The sequence below is a fragment of the Chryseobacterium antibioticum genome, from assembly GCF_012927325.1.
Classification (GTDB): domain Bacteria; phylum Bacteroidota; class Bacteroidia; order Flavobacteriales; family Weeksellaceae; genus Chryseobacterium; species Chryseobacterium antibioticum.
The window spans coordinates 200198-219832 of sequence record NZ_JABBGI010000003.1 but is presented as its reverse complement, the minus strand read 5'-3'; the positions used below and the strand labels follow the sequence as shown (position 1 = coordinate 219832).

General features: G+C 37.2%; 22 protein-coding genes and 2 tRNA genes. 7 read left to right on the top strand and 17 right to left on the bottom strand.

Translation table 11 applies throughout. The annotated features are described in order from the left end of the window. Nucleotide 1 precedes the first annotated feature (1 nt). Entirely contained in the window at nucleotides 2-1348 is a 1347-nt protein-coding gene (locus HHL23_RS03835; RefSeq protein WP_169233490.1) for a TolC family protein, read from the bottom strand. Nucleotides 1349-1445: 97 nt separating this feature from the next. Between HHL23_RS03835 and HHL23_RS03830 the strand changes: the two genes are divergently transcribed. The 3 genes from HHL23_RS03830 (at nucleotide 1446) to HHL23_RS03820 (ending at nucleotide 2917) form a co-directional block, all read left to right on the top strand. Beyond that, the gene (locus HHL23_RS03830; RefSeq protein WP_169233489.1) at nucleotides 1446-2690 is read left to right on the top strand and encodes a bifunctional folylpolyglutamate synthase/dihydrofolate synthase; all 1245 of its coding nucleotides are present in this window, start codon (nucleotides 1446-1448) and stop codon (nucleotides 2688-2690) included. 42 nt (nucleotides 2691-2732) lie between these two features. Next, nucleotides 2733-2807, top strand: a tRNA-Val gene (locus HHL23_RS03825). Between the two features lie 35 nt (nucleotides 2808-2842). Next, a tRNA-Val gene (locus HHL23_RS03820) sits at nucleotides 2843-2917 on the top strand. A 62-nt stretch (nucleotides 2918-2979) separates the two neighbouring features. Here the strand turns inward: HHL23_RS03820 and HHL23_RS03815 are convergent. Genes HHL23_RS03815 through HHL23_RS22420 form a run of 5 tightly spaced genes read right to left on the bottom strand, consistent with a single transcriptional unit; the run spans nucleotide 2980 to nucleotide 6631 of the window. Then, nucleotides 2980-3873 carry a glycosyltransferase family 2 protein gene (locus HHL23_RS03815; RefSeq protein ID WP_228464600.1) on the bottom strand — a complete coding sequence of 298 codons (894 nt, stop codon included), beginning with the start codon at nucleotides 3871-3873 and terminating at the stop codon, nucleotides 2980-2982. Further along, nucleotides 3873-4844: a glycosyltransferase family 9 protein gene (locus tag HHL23_RS03810; RefSeq protein WP_317174663.1), complete on the bottom strand. Its 972-nt coding sequence runs from the start codon at nucleotides 4842-4844 to the stop codon at nucleotides 3873-3875. The genes HHL23_RS03815 and HHL23_RS03810 overlap by 1 nt, the downstream gene beginning before the upstream one ends. 2 nt (nucleotides 4845-4846) lie before the next feature. Further along, complete coding sequence (locus tag HHL23_RS03805) at nucleotides 4847-5266, bottom strand: SufE family protein (protein ID WP_169233488.1); 420 nt, start codon at nucleotides 5264-5266, stop codon at nucleotides 4847-4849. Between the two features lie 46 nt (nucleotides 5267-5312). Next, complete coding sequence (locus HHL23_RS03800; RefSeq protein WP_169233487.1) at nucleotides 5313-6407, bottom strand: glycosyltransferase; 1095 nt, start codon at nucleotides 6405-6407, stop codon at nucleotides 5313-5315. Continuing rightward, a complete protein-coding gene (locus tag HHL23_RS22420; protein WP_169233486.1) occupies nucleotides 6404-6631 on the bottom strand; it encodes a uroporphyrinogen decarboxylase in 228 nt (75 codons plus the stop codon). Before HHL23_RS22420 ends, HHL23_RS03800 begins: the two co-directional genes overlap by 4 nt. Before the next feature lie 152 nt (nucleotides 6632-6783). Here HHL23_RS22420 and HHL23_RS03790 point away from each other — a divergent pair, with 152 nt between their 5' ends. Further along, the gene (locus tag HHL23_RS03790; protein ID WP_169233485.1) at nucleotides 6784-9312 is read left to right on the top strand and encodes an ATP-dependent Clp protease ATP-binding subunit; all 2529 of its coding nucleotides are present in this window, start codon (nucleotides 6784-6786) and stop codon (nucleotides 9310-9312) included. Nucleotides 9313-9462: 150 nt separating this feature from the next. Here HHL23_RS03790 and HHL23_RS03785 read toward each other — a convergent pair whose 3' ends face one another. Continuing rightward, on the bottom strand, nucleotides 9463-9990 hold the full coding sequence (locus HHL23_RS03785) for a hypothetical protein (protein WP_169233484.1): 528 nt from the start codon (nucleotides 9988-9990) through the stop codon (nucleotides 9463-9465). A gap of 117 nt (nucleotides 9991-10107) precedes the next feature. Between HHL23_RS03785 and mnmA the strand changes: the two genes are divergently transcribed. Both mnmA and HHL23_RS03775 read left to right on the top strand, forming a co-directional pair. Further along, on the top strand, nucleotides 10108-11295 hold the full coding sequence (gene mnmA, locus HHL23_RS03780; protein WP_169233483.1) for a tRNA 2-thiouridine(34) synthase MnmA: 1188 nt from the start codon (nucleotides 10108-10110) through the stop codon (nucleotides 11293-11295). Between the two features lie 81 nt (nucleotides 11296-11376). After that, entirely contained in the window at nucleotides 11377-11583 is a 207-nt protein-coding gene (locus HHL23_RS03775) for a hypothetical protein (RefSeq protein ID WP_169233482.1), read from the top strand. A gap of 137 nt (nucleotides 11584-11720) precedes the next feature. Here HHL23_RS03775 and HHL23_RS03770 read toward each other — a convergent pair whose 3' ends face one another. The 3 genes from HHL23_RS03770 to HHL23_RS03760 are packed head-to-tail and all read right to left on the bottom strand — an operon-like array spanning nucleotide 11721 to nucleotide 13678. Further along, on the bottom strand, nucleotides 11721-12527 hold the full coding sequence (locus HHL23_RS03770) for a hypothetical protein (protein WP_169233481.1): 807 nt from the start codon (nucleotides 12525-12527) through the stop codon (nucleotides 11721-11723). A 20-nt stretch (nucleotides 12528-12547) separates the two neighbouring features. Further along, complete coding sequence (locus tag HHL23_RS03765; protein WP_228464598.1) at nucleotides 12548-12904, bottom strand: hypothetical protein; 357 nt, start codon at nucleotides 12902-12904, stop codon at nucleotides 12548-12550. A 12-nt stretch (nucleotides 12905-12916) separates the two neighbouring features. After that, nucleotides 12917-13678: a glycine-rich domain-containing protein gene (locus tag HHL23_RS03760; protein ID WP_169233480.1), complete on the bottom strand. Its 762-nt coding sequence runs from the start codon at nucleotides 13676-13678 to the stop codon at nucleotides 12917-12919. A 115-nt stretch (nucleotides 13679-13793) separates the two neighbouring features. Here HHL23_RS03760 and HHL23_RS03755 point away from each other — a divergent pair, with 115 nt between their 5' ends. Beyond that, a complete protein-coding gene (locus HHL23_RS03755) occupies nucleotides 13794-14690 on the top strand; it encodes a hypothetical protein (RefSeq protein WP_169233479.1) in 897 nt (298 codons plus the stop codon). Nucleotides 14691-14858: 168 nt separating this feature from the next. Here HHL23_RS03755 and HHL23_RS03750 read toward each other — a convergent pair whose 3' ends face one another. The 7 genes from HHL23_RS03750 to HHL23_RS03720 all read right to left on the bottom strand — a co-directional run bounded on the left by HHL23_RS03750 (nucleotide 14859) and on the right by HHL23_RS03720 (nucleotide 19586). Further along, on the bottom strand, nucleotides 14859-15602 hold the full coding sequence (locus tag HHL23_RS03750) for a LytR/AlgR family response regulator transcription factor (RefSeq protein ID WP_169233478.1): 744 nt from the start codon (nucleotides 15600-15602) through the stop codon (nucleotides 14859-14861). A 55-nt stretch (nucleotides 15603-15657) separates the two neighbouring features. After that, the gene (locus tag HHL23_RS03745; protein WP_169233477.1) at nucleotides 15658-15933 is read right to left on the bottom strand and encodes a 2TM domain-containing protein; all 276 of its coding nucleotides are present in this window, start codon (nucleotides 15931-15933) and stop codon (nucleotides 15658-15660) included. A 24-nt stretch (nucleotides 15934-15957) separates the two neighbouring features. Next, on the bottom strand, nucleotides 15958-16254 hold the full coding sequence (locus tag HHL23_RS03740; RefSeq protein WP_169233476.1) for a 2TM domain-containing protein: 297 nt from the start codon (nucleotides 16252-16254) through the stop codon (nucleotides 15958-15960). 301 nt (nucleotides 16255-16555) lie between these two features. After that, nucleotides 16556-17125, bottom strand: coding sequence for a methyltransferase family protein (locus HHL23_RS03735; protein WP_169233475.1), 570 nt, complete (start codon nucleotides 17123-17125; stop codon nucleotides 16556-16558). A 60-nt stretch (nucleotides 17126-17185) separates the two neighbouring features. After that, on the bottom strand, nucleotides 17186-17488 hold the full coding sequence (locus HHL23_RS03730; RefSeq protein WP_169233474.1) for a 2TM domain-containing protein: 303 nt from the start codon (nucleotides 17486-17488) through the stop codon (nucleotides 17186-17188). Then, nucleotides 17475-18806, bottom strand: coding sequence for a 2TM domain-containing protein (locus HHL23_RS03725; protein ID WP_169233473.1), 1332 nt, complete (start codon nucleotides 18804-18806; stop codon nucleotides 17475-17477). The genes HHL23_RS03730 and HHL23_RS03725 overlap by 14 nt, the downstream gene beginning before the upstream one ends. Before the next feature lie 129 nt (nucleotides 18807-18935). After that, nucleotides 18936-19586 (bottom strand): hypothetical protein, encoded by a 651-nt coding sequence (locus HHL23_RS03720; protein WP_169233472.1) that lies wholly within the window; start codon nucleotides 19584-19586, stop codon nucleotides 18936-18938. Nucleotides 19587-19635 lie beyond the last annotated feature (49 nt).

Below are 19635 nucleotides of genomic sequence, written 5' to 3'. Positions count from 1 at the left end.
TTTACAAAGCTAATGGAATTCCTGCATAGAAATTCAGTAATTTAAGACTGAAAAGATAATTGTATTTCGCCTGTGCCACAGATCCCTGTGCGTTTGCATAATTATTTCTGGCAACATTCACGTCATAAATCGTCGTTCTTCCTGCTGCATAACTTTTATCAGCAAATTCTAAAGCCAGTTTGGTACTCTTCTCTGTTTCTACTGCTGAAAGGAAGGTCTCATAATTGGCATCTACATCAAACTGTGCCTTCTGTACATTCTGTCTTACCGTCTGTTTTTGTTGTTCCAGAGTGATCTTGGCCACACTTTCATTGATTTTAGACTGTTCTACCTGCAGCTTGGTGTTTCCTTTATTGAAAATTGGAACATTCAGTGAAATACTTGCCTGCTGTCCAAAATTATCTTTATACTGACCGAAAAAATTCCTTTCCATCACAAGATTACCTGTCGCATCAACTCCCGTTGTATTCGTGGTTAAAAGATTATTGTAAAAACTTCCTACTCCCACACTTCCGGTAAGAGTCGGCCAGAAAGCAGTTTTACTTACTTCTGTCTGCGCTACAGCAGAATTGATTCTGCTTTCTGCAGCTTTTACCTGAGGCTGATTTTCAAAAGCCGTGGTAAGAACTTCATCTACTGATTTTAATGGTTGTTCCAGCTGATCAGGAACCTCTACATATTCAACATCAAAATCTTTATAATCGGGAAGCTGTAAGAGCTGTGCCATGGCAAAAAGGCTTCTGCCAACATTAATTTCAGCGGTCTTACGGTTTTGCTTTTCTCTCGCCAATGCGGCTTCTGCTTCTGCCAAAATAGTTTGAGCTGTAGTCCCAACCTGGGTGGTTATTTTAGCCCTGTCGTATTGCTTTTGGGCATTTTCAACAGCACTCTCCGATATTTTTACGATTTCTTTATTTAACAGGGTGGTAAGATATTGTTGCGCAATCTGAAGGGAAATGTCATTTTTAATCGTCTCCACATCATATTGACTGGCTTCTACATCAAACTGGGTTTTCCTGATCGTTTTCTCCAGTCTTCCGTTGTTGAACAGTAAAATATCTGCTCCCAGATTAGCACTGTTGCTGAATCTGTCATTCCTTAAACTTCCTGTTCCAAATGATGTCTGTCCAAAACTTACGCTGTTAGACATAGTTCCGGATACTGAGGGCAGATACTCATTTTTTGCCATTTTAAGGTTAGAATCCTGGATCTGTTTAGAATATTGATTTTGGATAACCTGAAGATTATGCTCCACGGCATAGTCTACACATTCTCTTAAGGACCATTTCTTCTGAGCGCTCAGGCCCAGACAGCTTAATCCAAAAACGATAATCCAAACTTTTTTCATATTAATAATTTTCAATATTAGACGAGCCAAATATAAAAAAGTTACAGTTTTAATAATTAATATTTTATTTTAAAAAAACTTTTGTGAATTTTGCACCATGACAAACGGACAATATCAGGAAGCTGTAGACTGGCTTTTCGTACAGGCTCCCAACTATCAGACCGATGGACTGAAGGCCTATAAGCCTGGATTAGATAATATTACAAAGTTATGTGATTTCTTTGGCAATCCTCAGGAAAAGATAAAATGCATTCATATTGGAGGTACCAACGGAAAAGGGTCTTCCAGCAATATGCTGGCCTCGGTTCTGCAGGATGCCGGATATAAAGTGGGTTTATATAATTCTCCCCACCTTATCGACTTTACAGAACGGATCAAAGTAAACGGAAAAAACTGTGATAAGGAGTTTGTTTTTAATTTCATTCGGAAACTTCAGACCCTTCCTGAAGATATCTATCCCTCCTTTTTTGAATTTACAACCATTATGGCTTTTGAATATTTTTACCAGCAGGAGGTAGATTTTGCTATTATTGAAGTCGGTCTTGGAGGAAGGCTGGATTCCACGAATATCATTACCCCTTTGGTTGCCGCCATCACCAATGTACAGTTGGACCACCAGAATATTTTAGGAGATACCATTGAAGAGATCGCCTCAGAAAAAGCAGGAATCATCAAACCTCATATCCCAATTGTTTCAGGAGAAGAAAAAGAAACAGTTAAAAATATCCTCAGGGGAAAGGGCAACAGCGAAAACGCACCCTTTATAGACGCTACAACCATACAAACGGACCTTGTCTCCGATCTTAAAGGAAACTATCAGAAAAAAAACATCCGCGTGGTTCTTGGCTTGATCGATGAGTTAAAAAAATTAAATATCCCTGTTTCTGACAAAAATATAGAGAACGGATTATTGAATGTCCATCAAAACACGGGTTTTATCGGCCGTTGGTTTGAGTTTTCTAAAGATCCGCTTACCATTTGTGACACGGGGCACAATCAGGCCGGGCTGGAGTATGTATTTTCACAACTAAATTCTATTGACAGACATAAGCATGTCATTCTGGGATTTGTAAGTGACAAAAAAATAGATGAAGTGATGGCTCTTCTTCCGGAAAATTCAGAATTTTATTTTGCAAAACCAGCTATCAGCAGGGGAAGACACCCGGAAGACTATGAAGTTCTTCTGCAGGAAGCAAAAATTTTTTATAAAATTTTCGATTCGGTACAGGAAGCGTATCTTTCTGCAAAAGAGCGATGTACAAATGAAGAAATGATTTTCATCGGCGGAAGTAATTTTGTTGTTGGAGAATTTTTAGAAAAAAATTTGGAGATTTCTGAATAAGTCGTATATTTGCACCACTCTAAACGAGGAAACAAGTATTAGGGGCTCTTAGCTCAGTTGGTTCAGAGCATCTGGTTTACACCCAGAGGGTCGGGGGTTCGAATCCCTCAGGGCCCACACAAAGGTAACTGAAGCCTTTCAAAAAAAGTTCAGGGCTCTTAGCTCAGTTGGTTCAGAGCATCTGGTTTACACCCAGAGGGTCGGGGGTTCGAATCCCTCAGGGCCCACAAAATCTCTCAGGAAACTGGGAGATTTTTTTGTTTTATATGTCCCGCAAATATTTAAAAACCTACTTCATCTTTTTTATAAGTAGCCCTAATTTGTACAGATCAAGATAGCGCAGATTAACATTTCCTCTTAAAAGTTTCGCCTTAAGAGCGTACAATGTTTTATCATCTAAAAACAGGTCGATAAAAGGCTTAAAAGGCAGCTTATTGTACAGCCACACAAGTTTTACTTCTGACAATTTTGACTTCAGACTTTCGTCTTTAAGTATTTTGGTCAGACTTTCTACAGATTCCGCTACTTTTTCAAGATATACAGTACTAGTTTCAAGATCATTATTAAGAATCGGGTTGTCTATGTGATCTATACTTATTTTTTCAGATTTTAAATCCATCGCAAAAAGAAGATCTTCGTATCCATATTTTTGAAAATTAGGATTGAAATGTATTTTTTCAAAAACGTCTCTTTTAATGATAAAGTTGTTGGTCTGAAAACTTAAATAAGGTTTATCCAAACGTAGCTCGACAGGCAGATTTTCCCTTTCAATAGCAAATTTCCACCTTAAATAATATTCAGGACCCGAAGCGCGTCCCAAAACAGTCCTGCCGCCATAAATAACCTTGGTGTCCTGATCTTTTTGTATAAACTCTGTATATTTTTTTAAGAAATTCTTTTCTGTAATTTTTCCATCACAATCCAGGAATAACAGGTACTCCCCTGCCGCGTACTTTTGAAAAAGGTTACGTATCCTTGATCTTCCAATGTTTTTTTCAAGAAAAATGAAGTTTTCAACCTCATTTTGAAGTATCTGATTAATCTTTTTATAGCTTTCATCAGAAGCATCGTCAATCAAAATAATTTCTGCATTGATTCCATTAGCACCAATCTCTTTCTTTAAATCAGATACGAGGCCGCGAACATTAAAATTATAGACAGGAATACAGATTGACAACAACATTATAATTGAATTTTTTCAACGATCTTCTGGATATTAAGTTCTTCAAGACAGGCCCAATCGCCCCGATAACATCCTTTATCACCAAAAACCGAGCAAGGTCTGCAGGTAAGGTCTTTCACCTGAACCACGTCGTTTTCGCTCTGTCCGAAGCCTAAAAAACCAGCATAAGGATGGGTTGCCCCCCACACAGAAACACACCTGGTTCCCATAAGGCTGGCAAGGTGCATATTGGCAGAATCCATAGAGATCATCAACTCCAGTTCTGAGATTTTGTGAAGCTCTTCTGAAAGGTTTAATTTTCCTGAAAGGCTTTTGGTATTTGGAATCTCAGTTTCCCACTTTTCAAGGGTTTCGGTTTCCTTTTTCCCCCCTCCAAAGAAATAGATGGTGTGTTTTTGAGCCAAAATTCTGGCCAGTTCAAAAGATTTTTCCAAGGGAAGCATTTTCCCTTTATGCTGTGCGAAAGGAGCCAGACCTATTCCTAATTTTTGCCCCGGAACCGGTCGCAACTTATGAGAAAGCTCTACTTTAAACCCCATATCACGGAAAACATCTGCATAGCGTTCCACCGTCTTTTTTAGCTGAACTTTATTCAGGTTCCAGACATCCGTAAGCTCTTCCTTTTCTTCTTTTCCTTTGTTTATTTTAAAGACTTTAAGCCCTTTTCTTCGATAGATCTTATCCAGAATTTTAGTTCTGATCACATCATGAAGATTGGCTATATAATCAGGATTAAATTCTTTGAGCAGTTCATTAGAAAGCCTTCTCAATCCAAAGATCCCTTTGTAGTCATCAAGGTTAATTCCTTTAAATTTAACATTCGGAATATCAGCAAATAAACCCTCGAAATTCTTTCTGGAAACCATGATAATTTCCACGTCAGGATTCTGCTCCAGAAACTCCCTGAAGACAGGTGCCGTCATCGCGACATCACCAAAAGCGGAAAAACGATATGCTAGAATTCTGGTCACGCCTAAGATTTTAACTGGTAGGCAACTGCGTAAAACTTAATCTGTTTAGTCATCGCCATTAATCCATTTGCTCGGGATGGCGAAAGAAATTCCTGAAGCCCTATCTCTGCAATGAATTCAAAGTCAGAATCTAAGATTTCCTGTGTAGAATGACCGCTGTAGATGCTTACTAAAAGTGAAACAATTCCCTTAGGAAGTATTCCGTCTGAATCGGCATCAAAAAAAAGCTTTCCATCTTTGTATTCAGCATCGATCCAAACCTTGCTCTGACAGCCTTTGATGAGATTACCATCTTGTTTTCTGTCTTCGGGCAGACCCTTTAACTCTTTACCAAGATCAATAATATATTCATACTTCTGTTCCCAGTCATCGAGAAAAGCAAACTCGTCGATTATTTCTTGCTGTTTTTCTTTAATGGTCATTTTTTTAACAAATTTTATGCAAAGATAACCATTTTATAAAGATTATTTATTCTGATGCTTTTTCAAAAACTTTCAACAACTTTACTTCTTCATTTTCCCAACAGAGTTCTTTTGATGCTCTTTCCAGTTCTTTCTGATAGCTTCCCCTTCCTTTATTTAGAATTATTCGGATAGCAGCTGCTATATTTTCCGGCCGGTGGTCTTTTATGATTTCTCCCACATCAAATTGATTTTTAATATTCTGCATCTCCGGAAGATCTGCAAGCACCAGTGGAACGCGAGACTGGATGCAGTCCAGAACTTTATTCGGCAGAGAATAAAGGTAGCTTTCGCCCCCATTTTCCTCGATACTCATACCGACATCTGCTGTCAACGTAATACCTCTGAGGTCATCTGGTTTCAATTTTCCTAAAAACTGAACTTTATGCTGAAGATTTTCTTTCGCAACAAGATCTTCATATTCTTTTTTTCTTGGCCCGTCTCCTGCTATTTTGAAAACAACTCCTTCAAGGTGATTCATTGCCAGAATAGCCTTATCAATCCCACGAAAAGGGTTGATCGCCCCCTGATATAAAAATATTTTAGGGTTGTTCTCCGGAATTTTCATGGTAAATTCCATTTTTCTCGGTGCATTCTGAACGACAACAGGATGGGGCCCATATTTTTTTTGGAACCATTTTGCATAGCTTCCACTGGCCGTGATCATGAATGTAAGTTCAGGAATGATCTTTTTTTCTAAATACCGCCACAGTTTTTGTGACATTTTGCCCTGAACAGCAGGCATTTCTGAAAAAATTTCATGACTGTCAAAAACAAGCGGAATATTTAATTTTTTAGCGATGAAATAATTTGGAAGCAGTGAATCAAGATCATTCGCGTGAAGAATTGTGTTGCTGTCTGCTTTTTTCTTTAATTGATGGTACAGTTTCCAATTAAATTCAAAATAAGCTGTTTTCAAGCTTTTGGAAGCTAAATGTATTCTGGAAAATGGGTAAGGACGATCCATTTGCTCAGCTCCTTTCCAGTCGTTTCCAATCAGTTCTACCTGATAACCGTTCTCATACAGTGTCCGGCATACCTTTTCAATCCGCTGGTCTGTACACAGGTTACTGAAAGCAGAAGTAATTATTTTTTTCTTCATTCCTTTTTGTTTCCCGCCAACAAATAATAAACCTGAATAAAGCAGATTAACCCATTCGGAATAATAACTGGCCAGAGCATTCCATTGAAAATACCATAAATGACAAAGCAGACACACCCTATCATGTTAACAATTCTAATTTTTCTTACATCTTTCAGTATAAAACTCAGTACTATGAAAATTGATGCAGAATATCCGATATAAGTAGTAATTTCGGGATTCATGGGGAAGTTTTAAAGGATAACAAACTTAATCATTTTCAATAAGATAATAAAATTTTTTCTGCCATAAAGTCATTAATTGATTTTTGGTAAAATATTTGTAATTTAGATAATGAATAAATGGCACCGCTGCCATTATTCTAATGAGATATATTATGGATTATAAGTTTTCACAAGGTTTGAGCCAAGTGTTCAAACAAAGCAAGAGCGAAGCTAAAAGGCTGAAAAGTGAATTTCTTAATACAGAACACCTACTTTTAGGTATTATAAAAACGGAAAACTCTGCAAAAGAAATCCTTCAAAGCCTTAATGCGGATTTAACACAAATCAGAAGAAAAATTGAAACTTTAAATACAGCAAGTCTTAATCCTATTTCTGAAGAGGTTACTAATATTTCTTTCACCAAGATGGCAGATCATGCGATCAAACGTGCAGAGCTGGAATGCAGACAATATAAAAGCAATGAAATTAATACCGTTCACCTGCTTTTAGGCATTCTATATAAATATGAGGATCCTACTTCAAATATTTTAGGCGCTTACGACATCGATTATGAAGGAGTTTCAAAAGAGTACCAAACAATGCTTAAAAATTCTGGACAGGCGCCACAGATGAGTGCTTATGACGATGATGACGACAGAGAGGAATTTGAGCAGATGAGGAAGCCTTCAGGAAATTTAGGTTCTGCAAAAAGTAAAACGCCTACATTGGATAACTTTGGTAGAGACTTAACTTCTTTGGCTAGAGACGGAAAATTGGATCCTGTGATTGGTCGTGAAAAAGAAATTGAGCGTGTTTCTCAGATCTTATCGAGAAGAAAGAAAAACAACCCTCTTCTTATTGGTGAACCGGGAGTTGGTAAATCTGCGATTGCAGAAGGACTGGCTTTAAGAATTCAGCAGAAGAAAGTGTCGAGAGTTCTTTACGGAAAGCGCGTTATTACTTTGGATCTGGCAAGTTTGGTAGCAGGTACAAAATACCGTGGTCAGTTTGAAGAAAGAATGAAAGCGATCATGACGGAGCTGGAAAAGAACAGAGATGTCATCCTATTCATTGATGAGCTTCACACTATTGTTGGTGCCGGAAGTTCTACAGGAAGTCTGGATGCATCCAATATGTTCAAACCTGCTTTGGCAAGAGGCGAAATTCAATGCATCGGGGCCACAACTCTGGATGAGTACCGTCAGTATATCGAGAAAGACGGAGCTTTGGAAAGAAGATTCCAAAAAGTAATGGTAGAACCTACCAATATTGAGGAAACCATTCAGATCCTGAATCAAATTAAAGATAAATACGAAGAACATCATAATGTAGTGTATACCCCAGAAGCAATTCTGGCTTGTGTCAATCTGACATCAAGATATATTACAGACCGTTTCTTACCGGACAAAGCTATTGACGCGATGGACGAGGCAGGATCACGTGTTTATATTAAAAACATGAAAGTTCCTACCGAAATCATTGATTTTGAGCAGAAAATTGAGGATATCAAAGAAAAGAAGCAGAAAGCTGTAAAAGCTCAGGACTACCTTGAAGCCAGAAAGCTTAAAGATGAAGAGGAACGTCTTCAAATGGAACTTAATTCTGCTCAGGATAAATGGGACAAAGATGTAAAAGAGAAAAAAGAAACCGTAACGGAAGAAAATGTAGCGGAAGTGGTTTCTATGATGAGTGGTGTTCCGGTGACGAAAGTGGGTAAAAACGAGCTCGATAAGTTAGCTCAGATGGATGAAAAACTGAACGGAAAAGTGATTGGTCAGGAAGATGCTGTGAAGAAGGTTGTGAAGGCCATTCAAAGAAACAGAGCTGGTCTTAAAGACCCGAACCGTCCAATCGGTACTTTTATCTTTCTGGGTACAACCGGAGTGGGTAAAACCGAGCTGGCCAAAGTAATGGCAAGAGAACTTTTCGAATCTGACGAATCTCTGATCCGAATTGACATGAGTGAATACATGGAAAAATTTGCGGTTTCAAGATTGGTGGGTGCGCCTCCGGGATATGTTGGATACGAGGAAGGTGGACAATTAACTGAAGCTGTAAGAAGAAAACCTTATGCTGTGGTTCTTTTGGATGAGATTGAAAAAGCTCACCCTGATGTATTCAATATCCTGTTGCAGATCCTGGATGAAGGTCACGTTACAGACAGTTTAGGAAGAAAAATCGATTTTAGAAATACGATTATTATCCTTACATCCAACATTGGAACAAGAGATCTTAAAGATTTCGGAGATGGTGTAGGATTCGGAACGTCAGCTAAAAAGACTGGTACAGATACAAGAGCGAGAAGCACGATTGAAAATGCCCTTAAAAAAGCATTTGCTCCTGAATTCTTAAACAGAATTGATGACATTGTGATCTTCAACTCTCTGGTACAGGATGATATCAAGAGAATTATCGATATTGAACTGAACAAGCTTTATGGCAGATTAGAGAAATTAGGTTATAAAGTGGAATTAACTGAAGATGCCAAAGACTTTATTTCTGAAAAAGGATGGGATAAAGACTTCGGAGCAAGACCGTTAAAACGAGCCATCCAGAAATATATTGAGGATTTATTGGCAGAAATGCTAGTGAATAAGCAATTGAATGAAGGAGAAACTGTAGTTCTTGAAGTGAATGAAGCTAAAGACGGATTGACCGGAAAAACTTCAAAACCGAAAAAAACGGTTGAAAAGTCTTCTTAGTTTTAAACAAATACTATAATAATAATGAAAGCACCGGAAAATTCCGGTGCTTTTTGTTTTCTATGTTTTGGCTAAAGCCAATCCAGGATTAGGTCAAAATGAAACGAGCTAAAGCCCGTTCCTATTGATGTTTAATTTTTTTTATCGAGTCTACAGTCCTACTACAAATCCTATATTCGGAACCAGCCCACTCGAGAATACACTTGAATTTTCTTTCCAAAGCACGTTATACATTAAGCCCAGCTGCATAAAAGAGTTCCCTCCTATCCTCTGCATATATCCGCCGCCAAGGTATAAAGCAGTTTCCTGCTCATTCACTTTATAATCATAAAATTTGTCTGTATAATTGATAAAATAATGCTGAAGATTGGCCCCCACATAAAATGATCGGGCAATATAATAATTGGCAAAAGGTCCTACTCCAAACATCGTTGATTTGTAGTAATTAGAAGTCTGCCAGGAAACACTTCCTACCACCCCGCCCTCAAGATCATCGGTGATTTTGTATCCTACTCTTGGGGAAGCCTGCAGATAAAATGCACTGTTGCTTCCGAATCCTAAACCGATTCCGCCACCGAACGTCCATTTATTATTGTCTTGTGACTCCGTGCCTACTGAAACCTGGGAAAATATTGATCCTGAAATCATTACAAATAAAGGAATAATAAATTTTTTCATATTAATATTGTTTTTATCGATGTTTAAAATTATGGTTTTTTTTCGAATTTTTTTAGTCGTATTTTTGCCGGGTCAAACTAAGAACTCCCGTTAAGAGTTTCGTAAAATTGAAATAAAATGAAAGTAGTAGTAGGATTATCTGGAGGTGTAGATTCCAGTGTTACAGCGTATTTGTTGCAACAACAAGGCCATGAAGTGGTCGCTTTGTTTATGAGAAACTGGAATGATGCTTCGGTAACGCTGGAGGATGAATGCCCGTGGATTGAAGACAGTAATGATGCTCTGATGGTAGCCCAGAAGCTTGGGATTCCTTTTCAGGTCATCGATATGAGCGAGCTTTACAAAGAGCGTATTGTAGATTATATGTTTGACGAATATCAGAAAGGAAGAACTCCAAATCCTGATGTTTTATGTAACAGAGAAGTAAAGTTTGATGTTTTCATGAAGACCGCAATGTCTTTAGGGGCTGATAAAGTAGCCACAGGACATTATGCACAGGTTAATTCTACTTTTGACGAAAACGGAAAGGAAATTTTTCATCTTTTAGCAGGAAAAGACAATAACAAAGACCAGTCTTATTTTCTGTGTCAGCTGAGCCAGGATCAGTTGTCAAAAGCTTTGTTTCCTATCGGTGAGCTCACCAAGCCTCAGGTAAGAGAAATTGCTAAAGAGATCGGGCTTGTCACCGCTGACAAAAAAGATTCTCAGGGATTATGTTTTATCGGAAAGGTAAGTCTGCCCCAGTTTTTGCAACAGCAATTGGTTCCTAAAGAAGGAGAAATTGTAGAAATTTTCAAAGATTCACCTTTATTTTCTGTAGAAAAACCCGAATTTTCTTCAAAAGAGGAAGAGCTGGAATTTTTATCCCAGAAAATCCATTATAAAAAAGCGGACGGTAAAGTAATCGGAAAGCATCAGGGTGCTCAATTTTTCACGATCGGACAAAGCAAGGGACTTGGTATAGGCGGCCATAAGGAAAGCTGTTTTATCATCTCCAGAGACATGGAAAACAATATCATTTTTGTGGGCGAAGGTCACAGTTCTCCGGGACTGCATAAAAAAGCATTAAAAATTGACAATTCAGAGCTGCATTGGGTTCGCGATGATCTAAAGCTGGAAAATGGTAAGTCTATGGAAGTCATGGCTAGATTCAGATACAGACAGGCATTGCAAAAAGCGGTTCTTTATCAGTTTGAGAATGCATTGTATGTTGAATTTGAAGAGCCTCAATCAGCGATTGCGGAAGGTCAGTTTGCAGCGTGGTATCTTGACGAGGAACTGATTGGAAGCGGTGTTATCGCATAACGAAAAAGTTTTTTGAAAATTTTCTGTAACGAATTTTGAGTTGTTAGACTTACTAGGTAAATAACAATAAAAAATATCACTATGAAAACGACTTCAAAAAACCAGTACACTTTTGTCAACCTTATTTTAATTCCTGTTGTAAGTGCCGTTTTGGGCTATAATCTCTATCAGGTTATTGTACATCCGGAACCATCCAATATGGCAGCTACTCTAATCCTAGCGGTCATCACGTCTGTCATGGTCCGTAAATACGGCTACAAGCCTGTAAAAGAAGAACAGAAAAATTAAATCATTTTAATTGATATTTATAAAATCCCGAAGCATTTTTTGTTTCGGGTTTCTTTTTTCAGGAAGCTATTACCTCTTCATCTTATGCTTGAATTCAGTTGATATAAAAATCACAGTGACAATAATGTCTGCTATATTTATAATAACCGATCTTCATCATAATAGTATTCAACCTTACTTTCTACGTCTTTCACAACAATATCGATATCCTGTATAATATCATCGCCATAGAAATTGATAAAAAGCAATTCTTTATTTTTCAGAGCATAAACGAGATTGTATTTTGTCTTCAGAAAATCACGGAAATAGTACATTTCCTTATTAGAATCAAGTTTTACATTGGTGGAAAAATCTTTTAGTCTTACATCAGCTTTTCTGTTAAAATTTTTAGCGCCAAGAATCCTCAGAATCTCATGAAGAGGGATATCAATCTTTTCTGAATCTACCTTCCCATAGTTTCCAATTTCTTTCTGGAAATCTTTTTGCACGGCATATTCTATTGTTATTTTCAGGAAGATCTTTATTTCTATTTTTTCTTCTTTAGCATTGGGAATCTGTATAATAAAGTCTTCCTCGTCTTTTCCCTGAAAAATTTCTATTTTATCAGAATCAAATGCATATTCTGCAGCATATTTCCGATACCGTGAATACACTATGATATCCCTTATTACCCTTAGTATAAAATTAGTCAGCAAAAAAGGAATTACAATAACGGGTATGAGCATTATAAAAATATAGATAATGGAAACCCAAACCGGAAAGTCTCCTCCCGGTAAAAAAGGGTTATAATCATAGAGAATCGTTTTAAAAATGAGTACAGAAAACACGATGTTTAAAATGATGAAGACAAACGTCTCCCAACTCACTTCATCACCCTGTTTTTGCAGAGGAATATTCTCATACAAGATATTCCTCTCTTTTTCTGTAAATTTTCTGGTCATCATATTATTTTTTATCATCTGGTTCAGATCTCTTTCTGTTTGATATTTACTCTTGAACTGGATTGGTATAGAATCACAATACCTTGTATAATCAAGAGCACAATAAGATACCCAACCGGTTTTCCTATCATTAATCCTTTAATCAGTTTCACGATTCCTATCATCAGAATGAACATCATAAAGTAAAAAGTTATTTTTGAAGGGCCTTCTTTCAATGATTTCAGGATGATTGCGGAAAGATAAAAACCAAGCAGAAGCATTACATAAAACTTTAGAAATTCCGGTCCTTTCAAAGAGATTGGATTATAGGTCTCGTGCGTAAGAACAAGCCAAATCATGCTTATCATTACCGGGACTATGTATATTAATATCTTTTTCATGGTTTTCACTTTTTAACCGCCACATCCTCCGCCGCAACCCCCACAACCGCCACCGCAGCCACTACTGCAGCCACTTCCTCCTCCTTCTCCACCTCCACTGCAACTGGAACCTCCTCCATCACCGCTTCCGCCTACACTGCCATCATCTTTCTTTTTAACGATAATGCTACCATTATCACCCCGAAATAAGGAGATCAGGGAAAAGAAACTGAATATTACGATTATGGGTAAAGCGACTAAAGTCAGTGTTCCCAAAACCTCTCCCAGACATGATGACATCATGAAAAGCACCATCAATAACGGAATGATTCTCAGTCTTTTCAGCCAAATTGTCATGAATCCGTTTTTCTCTTTTTCATACCAGATCTCTTTAGGAGCCTCCTGTTGAAAAATCTCGTGATAGCTTTTCATAGTATCCGAAAACCAGTTCCGGTGTTTGTTTTTTTCTTTAAGGCCACCTTTCGAAGGATAATGATGAAGCGTTCGTTTTAAAATATGGGGGCAGAATTCTTCCCAGTAATTCTGGGTGTAGATCAGGTGCATATGCCATACTTTGTCTACTGTTTCGCTTGGAGAAGCTCCGTTGGGAAGGATGCAGCAGAGGTAAACAAATTTTTTATACTCCTGAATGGCTTTTTGAGCGAAATCTAATGTCCAGCGTTCTTCTCTGGCCAGTTTTTTCGAAAAAGGAAAATCAGCATCCGGGGCATCCATTGAAAAATTCTGAATCCGGTTCCAAAGGATTTCGTCTTTTAATAAGATTGTTGTTTCCATTGTGTTAACTTTTATTTTTCTACTCAAATATCATTGGATTTTAAAATATAAAAGTCTTGCATGCGTCTTATTTGGATGTATAAAAATCTTATATTAGTCTTACAAAAATTAAGGGATGAAAAACGAAGACATTCAGCATCTTGAGAAACTGATGAACTTCTTAAGTCAGCATTTTTTGAAGAAAAATCATTGGGAAGGAGTCACAAAAACAGAATGGTCGTACATCAGCGCGGAAATCAACGACCTGATTATCAATGATCATTCTGAAAAAGGGATCAGAAAGGAGCCGGATCTTCTGGGGTCTAACTACCTTTATGAACATTTGATTATCAACAAATTAAAGAAATACAAACAGAACGAAAATGCTGTTTTAAGCAGACCCAATCTTGCTAAATTAAGCCAGATCGTGAAAGTCCTAGGATATTCCAGTTATATTGATTTCATTAATTCCAACACGGAAGCATTCAATTTCAATGATCTCAGGATAGATATGAATAATGTGAAGCAGAATACGGCACTTTTAGACCGTTTGGTGGGTTGCTGGTATTCCTACAATAGAAATCTACCTGAAAAGCCTCTGGCGGCAAGGGATGAAAGAATATGGCGGTCTGCAATGGAAATCTATAAGTCTGAAACTTCCGGTGAATATCTCATCGAAAGAAGCGGTGGCGATCATCATAAGTATTTCGGAAAAGTAACAGCATATTCAGATTATGTGTTCATCATTATGAACAGCAATACATTTATTCGCCAGAGACATTTTATCTCAAGGATAAAAGATATCAAGGAAAAGCTTAAAAATCCAGAATATAAGCTCCATGAGGTGCATTTTATAAGTACGTGTATCAGTTTTAATCAAGAGCCTATCGCTCTGTTCGAGATATTTCAGAAAGCAGATAGAAAAACGTTTATTTCTGACTCTATCAGCTTTCCTATTGACAGTGATGAGATTCCTCAATCTATTATAAAACAGCTTGAAGACACAGAGTCTAACAGGATTGATTACAGGTAATCGCGGTTCAGGCCTGAGAGTTTGAGGGTATTGGAGAGAGAGAGTTTTGAGTGCGTGTTTCGGGTTATGGGATATTATTTAAAATATTTTACTATTCCAACCTTCGCACAACAGTCTCAATCTTAGCCTCAACCTAAAAATCTGATGTCTGAAATCCAGTATCTTACTCTACCCCAACAGCCATTCTTTAAAATCCTTCACCCGATCTCTGCTGACCGTAATTTCTTCGCTTGGCTGAAATTCCATATCAACTTTGTAATACGGTGAAGTATGAATGTTTTTTATATAATCTGAGTTGATGATAAACTGTCTATTAACCCGGAAAAATTTCTTTTCTTCCAGAATATCTTCCAGCTCATCCAGTGTAAAATCCGAAGGATAAACACGCTCTTCCGTCTGAAGATAGACAATCTTATTTTCACTGAAAAAACAGCTTATTTCCTGTGTCTGAACAATTTTCAGGTTATATCCGATCTTGACCAAAACCCTTGAAAGGGTAGATTTTTCTTTTCTGATCAGCTGTTTAATATCTTCAGAACCAGCTGTATTATTGAATGGAATGAATGATTTAAACTTTTCCACCGCACCTGAAAGATCTTCTTCCAGAATAGGTTTCAGAAGGTAATCGATGCTGTTCAGCTTAAAGGCTTTTAAAGTATACTGGTCAAAAGCTGTCGTATAAATAATAAACCCTTTGGTTGGTACTTTTTCAAAAATATCGAAAGACAGGCCGTCTCCCAGCACGATGTCTGAAAAGATCAGCTGCGGGTGCTCATTTTCAGAAAACCAGGCAACTCCTTCTTCTACCGACTCTATTTTGGCAACCACTTCTATTTCAGGAAAATGACTCAACATTCTTTCCAGTTTTCTTGAAGCAGGTTTTTCATCTTCGATAATGACAGTCTTGATCATTGAGTGACAGTTTTTAGTTTAAATCGGGAATAAAATTAGATAAAAAATAAACAGCTTAAAAATCTATCTTCTTTTTACTTTTTCTCATTTCCTTTTCTATGATATCGTTTTCCCATTCTGCATCTAAAAGAAATAATTTCACGGCTTTTACCGTCAAAATAATACCCCAGATTACAAGAATAATAGATCCGTTGAATAAAGAGAAATTGATTGTTCCCTCTTCAAAAATATCATCAAAGAATATAATTCCGGCCACTATTCCAAACCAAAGAAGACTCTTGTAAAACTTTTTCAGTTGGCTGACTCTTTCGTATGCGCTATCGTAATTCATGATTATTATTGTTTTTTAAGGTTACTATAATGTTTTGGTATTTTTTCTTTCCTGATCCATCAGCTCATTGATTTTTCTTTCTTCCCACTCTTTTCCGATCCCGAAAACATTCACGGCATGAGCTACAATTCCTATTCCCCATCCCAGCATTGGCCAGTAGAACCATAAATGTCCGGGAGATGTTATAAGATTCAGGGCTGCTAAGAAAGGAATTACAAGACAGTATGAGGTAAGATTTCCATAGAATCCTTTCAGTTCTTTTACTCTTTTTGACGCTTTTTCATACGCTAATGTCTCTTTTGTGTATCCTTTTGTTTCCATAATTTTAATTTTTAAAGGTTAGTTTGTCTTTTTTGTTAAATCAAAGGTAGGCCACAAATGAGCCTCCACTCAACTTTATATGACCGAGTGGTAGAATATGCTTCCTGAATGGTAAAAAGGTTGGTTTAGCAGTTATTGGAATAAAAGAAAGACAGATTTTTTCGTTTCTCAATTGCATTACAGATACAATCCTTGCGCCTTTGTGTTTAGCCAAGATACCTATCATTCTCTTTGATCTTGCGCAGATCATGCAGATGACACAGGTCGTTGCGTTGGAATGGTTGGTTTTTGAAAAAGGAAATCAGTAAATGAAAGGGATGAGTTTTTTGGTCTTTTTTCTGTATTCCAGGTATTCCTCCCCAAATTTTTCCACCAGAGCCTCTTCTTCGATTTTAATCCGGTAAATGAAAGCAAAAAAAGGTGGCAGGAAAGCCAGAATTAGTGAAACCCAGTTATTAAGATACAGACCTAAACCTAAAGAAGTCAGGAGAGAAAACGCATAGGAAGGATGTCTTAAATATTTGTAAAACCCTTCTTTTTTGATCTGGTGATCCTCTTTTATCGTTACATCAACCGTAAAATATTTACCTAAAGACCTGATGATGATCAGTCTAAAAATAATACCAATAAGAATACAAGCTTCACCCAAATATAGAATCCAGACTCCTTTGGCAATAGGAAATCTCGCGATGTAAGATATCGATACCGAAGCCGCAATAGAGAATGGAATCGCCATCCACAAAATATTGAGGGTAGACTTATCTTTGTCCTTCTTGTCTTCTTTACCGGATTTCAACATATTTTTGTAGAAAATCTCAGTAATAAACCAAGCTGCCATTGAAATGGAAAATAAGATTTGTAGAAAGTGCATATCTGTATTTTTAAGATTAAAAAGTCCATAGACTATTGAAATTGATCATTTCGGAACCATTTACTTTTTCTTTTTCTCCATGAGTTTCCTGATTTGCTTTTCCTCCCAGTCTCTTATAATGCCAATATGAGGTAAATAAATAGCTATCGCATGAGCCACCAGTCCAATTCCCCAAAAGGTTGCCGTAAAGAAGTTTTTGAACTGGAAATAGCTCTCTCCCGGTTCCAAATGCTTCATATTATAGACTACAATCATAGCATTTACAGCTACATATGCAAATAAATGACTGTAAAATCCTCTTAACCGATCGACCTGTCTTCTCGCCTGCTCATAGCGGATATTGTTTTCATCAGAAGTTTCCATTATTTCTGTTTTTTTGTTTGTCCATAATTTCCCGGATCTTCCTTTCTTTCCAGGACTCTCCTACTCCAAAAACCTGAAATGCATGGGAAATCACACCAATTCCCCATCCTAACATGGGAAAATAAAACCACAAGTTTTTAGGAGAAATAATCAGGTTTAAAATGATCAAAAAAGGGATTATTGTGCAGTAGGAAATTAGATTGCCATAAAAGCTTTTTAATTCCTTTACCCGTTTCTTCGCTTTTTCGTAGGACCCGCTTTCATCATCGGTCTTTGCACTGATATTGTTTGGCTTACTGGATAATATCGGAACTTTTACTTTAAAATAATCCTCCGATTTTTCAATAAAAACATTCTTCCTGGTAAGAAGGGCATAACGTTGAACAATATTCGCCAACCCTATTCCCGCACTTTCTTTCATCTTTTCTCTTGCCTGAAGGTTATTTTCAATACAGAGCGTATCGTTATCCGAGAATATTTTGATAACCAAAGGTCTTGAAGAAGTGGCAAAATTATGTTTGATGCAGTTTTCCAGTAAAAGCTGAAGCGATAATGGCACTACATATCTTCTGTACTCTTCTTTTTTAACATCAAAAATGAAATCTACACTGTCTTCAAATCTGGTTTTCAAAAGATCACAATATGTTTTTGCAAATTCGATCTCGTCTTCCACCGTTACCAGCTCTTTATCTTTCTGTTCAAGTACATACCGGTAAATCTTTGACATTGAAGCAGTAAACTTCTGTGCCTGATTGGGGTTTTCATCAATCAGAGAGCTCAATACGTTTAAGGAATTAAAAAGAAAATGGGGATCCAGCTGGTTTTTCAGACTTTCAAACTGTGCATTGGCCGACTTGGCGATCAACTTCTGTTCCACCACTTCTTTTCTGGACGTTTTCTTCAGTTCTTCCATGAATCCTTTTGCATGAAGAAATGCAGAGATCAGAAGAGCGATATTGATCATGAACCAGTTGGTCGTAGCATATTCTTTGGAAAAAAAAGCTTCTGTTGTAGCCACTTTCTGAATCTCGACATAGTTGATATAGTTGCAGAAATAGACTAGAATAAAATTTCCTGTAATAATAGAAACAACACTTAAAGCAGTCCTTATTCTAGTGGTTTCCGACCATGGAAACTTCTTGTTGAGAAAATCATTAATAAAAGCATTTCCGAATCCAAGAACAAAAGAATACATGGTAGAGATCAGCAGTGTGATCAAAAAATTGTAGAAATTCTTCTCTTTTGTGAAAAATAAGAAGAAAAATAGCGCTGTTCCCAACGATACCCAAAATAAAATGATAAATCCTTTACGTTTCATTATCTGTTTTCTTGGTTCAAAATTAGTCTTTAATAAAGGGATCAAAAATTATTTTTTGCTGAAGGGCTTATTTTCCTTTCTGAATGGAATAAAAAAAGCCTTCCAGTAAGGGAGGCTTGGATTTCGTTATTATTTTGTCTGCATACTCAGGAAATATTCCGCTTCAGATTTGCCCCAATTCGGATCTAAGGCTGTTTTAGGTTTATAGGCATTAAATTTTGCCAGTGCTTCCTTAAACAGCTCCATGCCTTTGGTCTTGCTTCCACCGTACTGCTCAGGTGTAAAATAGATGTCTTCTGCTTTAATAAGAGCTATTCTCGGGTTCGAAGGATCAAGTTTCTCTGCAATACCAAGTTCTTCCGTCGCTTTGGCTCCATCTGTCATGTAACGCTGAGCCGGATTGACCATCATTCTTAAAGAAGCGGCCATTTTTCTCAACAAATGGATCTCCGCATTGTCCGCGCCGGCAAGATTTTGAGCCGTTGCTAAATACTTATCCGCCTGTTCAGAAGTTTCATCCAGTTCCTGCATATTTCCGTTTCTCATCATCAGTCTTCCTTTTTGGATTTGAGAAAATGCGGCATAGTAAGCAGGAAGCCATTTTGAGCTTTCTTTGCTGCCAATTCTTTGGAAATCGTTTGCTAGCGTTTGAAACTCTTCTGTGGTTTTACACGTTTCTATCTTAGCGATCTTTTCAGTCATTATTTTTTCGTAATCTGCCTGTGCGAAAGCTGTTAAACTCATAAAAGCTAAAGCAAAACTTAATAGGTATTTTTTCATTATATCGATTTTTTTTAGTTAGTTAATTGTCTATCCTAAGTTATGTATT

What these genes read in the sequence shown, in the direction of transcription:
- HHL23_RS03835 (WP_169233490.1), bottom strand. Translation starts at nt 1,348, where the DNA reads ATGAAAAAAGTTTGGATTATCGTTTTTGGATTAAGCTGTCTGGGCCTG.
- HHL23_RS03830 (WP_169233489.1), top strand. Translation starts at nt 1,446, where the DNA reads ATGACAAACGGACAATATCAGGAAGCTGTAGACTGGCTTTTCGTACAG.
- HHL23_RS03815 (WP_228464600.1), bottom strand. Translation starts at nt 3,873, where the DNA reads ATGTTGTTGTCAATCTGTATTCCTGTCTATAATTTTAATGTTCGCGGC.
- HHL23_RS03805 (WP_169233488.1), bottom strand. Translation starts at nt 5,266, where the DNA reads ATGACCATTAAAGAAAAACAGCAAGAAATAATCGACGAGTTTGCTTTT.
- HHL23_RS03800 (WP_169233487.1), bottom strand. Translation starts at nt 6,407, where the DNA reads ATGAAGAAAAAAATAATTACTTCTGCTTTCAGTAACCTGTGTACAGAC.
- HHL23_RS22420 (WP_169233486.1), bottom strand. Translation starts at nt 6,631, where the DNA reads ATGAATCCCGAAATTACTACTTATATCGGATATTCTGCATCAATTTTC.
- HHL23_RS03790 (WP_169233485.1), top strand. Translation starts at nt 6,784, where the DNA reads ATGGATTATAAGTTTTCACAAGGTTTGAGCCAAGTGTTCAAACAAAGC.
- HHL23_RS03785 (WP_169233484.1), bottom strand. Translation starts at nt 9,990, where the DNA reads ATGAAAAAATTTATTATTCCTTTATTTGTAATGATTTCAGGATCAATA.
- mnmA (WP_169233483.1), top strand. Translation starts at nt 10,108, where the DNA reads ATGAAAGTAGTAGTAGGATTATCTGGAGGTGTAGATTCCAGTGTTACA.
- HHL23_RS03775 (WP_169233482.1), top strand. Translation starts at nt 11,377, where the DNA reads ATGAAAACGACTTCAAAAAACCAGTACACTTTTGTCAACCTTATTTTA.
- HHL23_RS03770 (WP_169233481.1), bottom strand. Translation starts at nt 12,527, where the DNA reads ATGATGACCAGAAAATTTACAGAAAAAGAGAGGAATATCTTGTATGAG.
- HHL23_RS03765 (WP_228464598.1), bottom strand. Translation starts at nt 12,904, where the DNA reads ATGAAAAAGATATTAATATACATAGTCCCGGTAATGATAAGCATGATT.
- HHL23_RS03760 (WP_169233480.1), bottom strand. Translation starts at nt 13,678, where the DNA reads ATGGAAACAACAATCTTATTAAAAGACGAAATCCTTTGGAACCGGATT.
- HHL23_RS03755 (WP_169233479.1), top strand. Translation starts at nt 13,794, where the DNA reads ATGAAAAACGAAGACATTCAGCATCTTGAGAAACTGATGAACTTCTTA.
- HHL23_RS03750 (WP_169233478.1), bottom strand. Translation starts at nt 15,602, where the DNA reads ATGATCAAGACTGTCATTATCGAAGATGAAAAACCTGCTTCAAGAAAA.
- HHL23_RS03745 (WP_169233477.1), bottom strand. Translation starts at nt 15,933, where the DNA reads ATGAATTACGATAGCGCATACGAAAGAGTCAGCCAACTGAAAAAGTTT.
- HHL23_RS03740 (WP_169233476.1), bottom strand. Translation starts at nt 16,254, where the DNA reads ATGGAAACAAAAGGATACACAAAAGAGACATTAGCGTATGAAAAAGCG.
- HHL23_RS03735 (WP_169233475.1), bottom strand. Translation starts at nt 17,125, where the DNA reads ATGCACTTTCTACAAATCTTATTTTCCATTTCAATGGCAGCTTGGTTT.
- HHL23_RS03730 (WP_169233474.1), bottom strand. Translation starts at nt 17,488, where the DNA reads ATGGAAACTTCTGATGAAAACAATATCCGCTATGAGCAGGCGAGAAGA.
- HHL23_RS03725 (WP_169233473.1), bottom strand. Translation starts at nt 18,806, where the DNA reads ATGAAACGTAAAGGATTTATCATTTTATTTTGGGTATCGTTGGGAACA.
- HHL23_RS03720 (WP_169233472.1), bottom strand. Translation starts at nt 19,586, where the DNA reads ATGAAAAAATACCTATTAAGTTTTGCTTTAGCTTTTATGAGTTTAACA.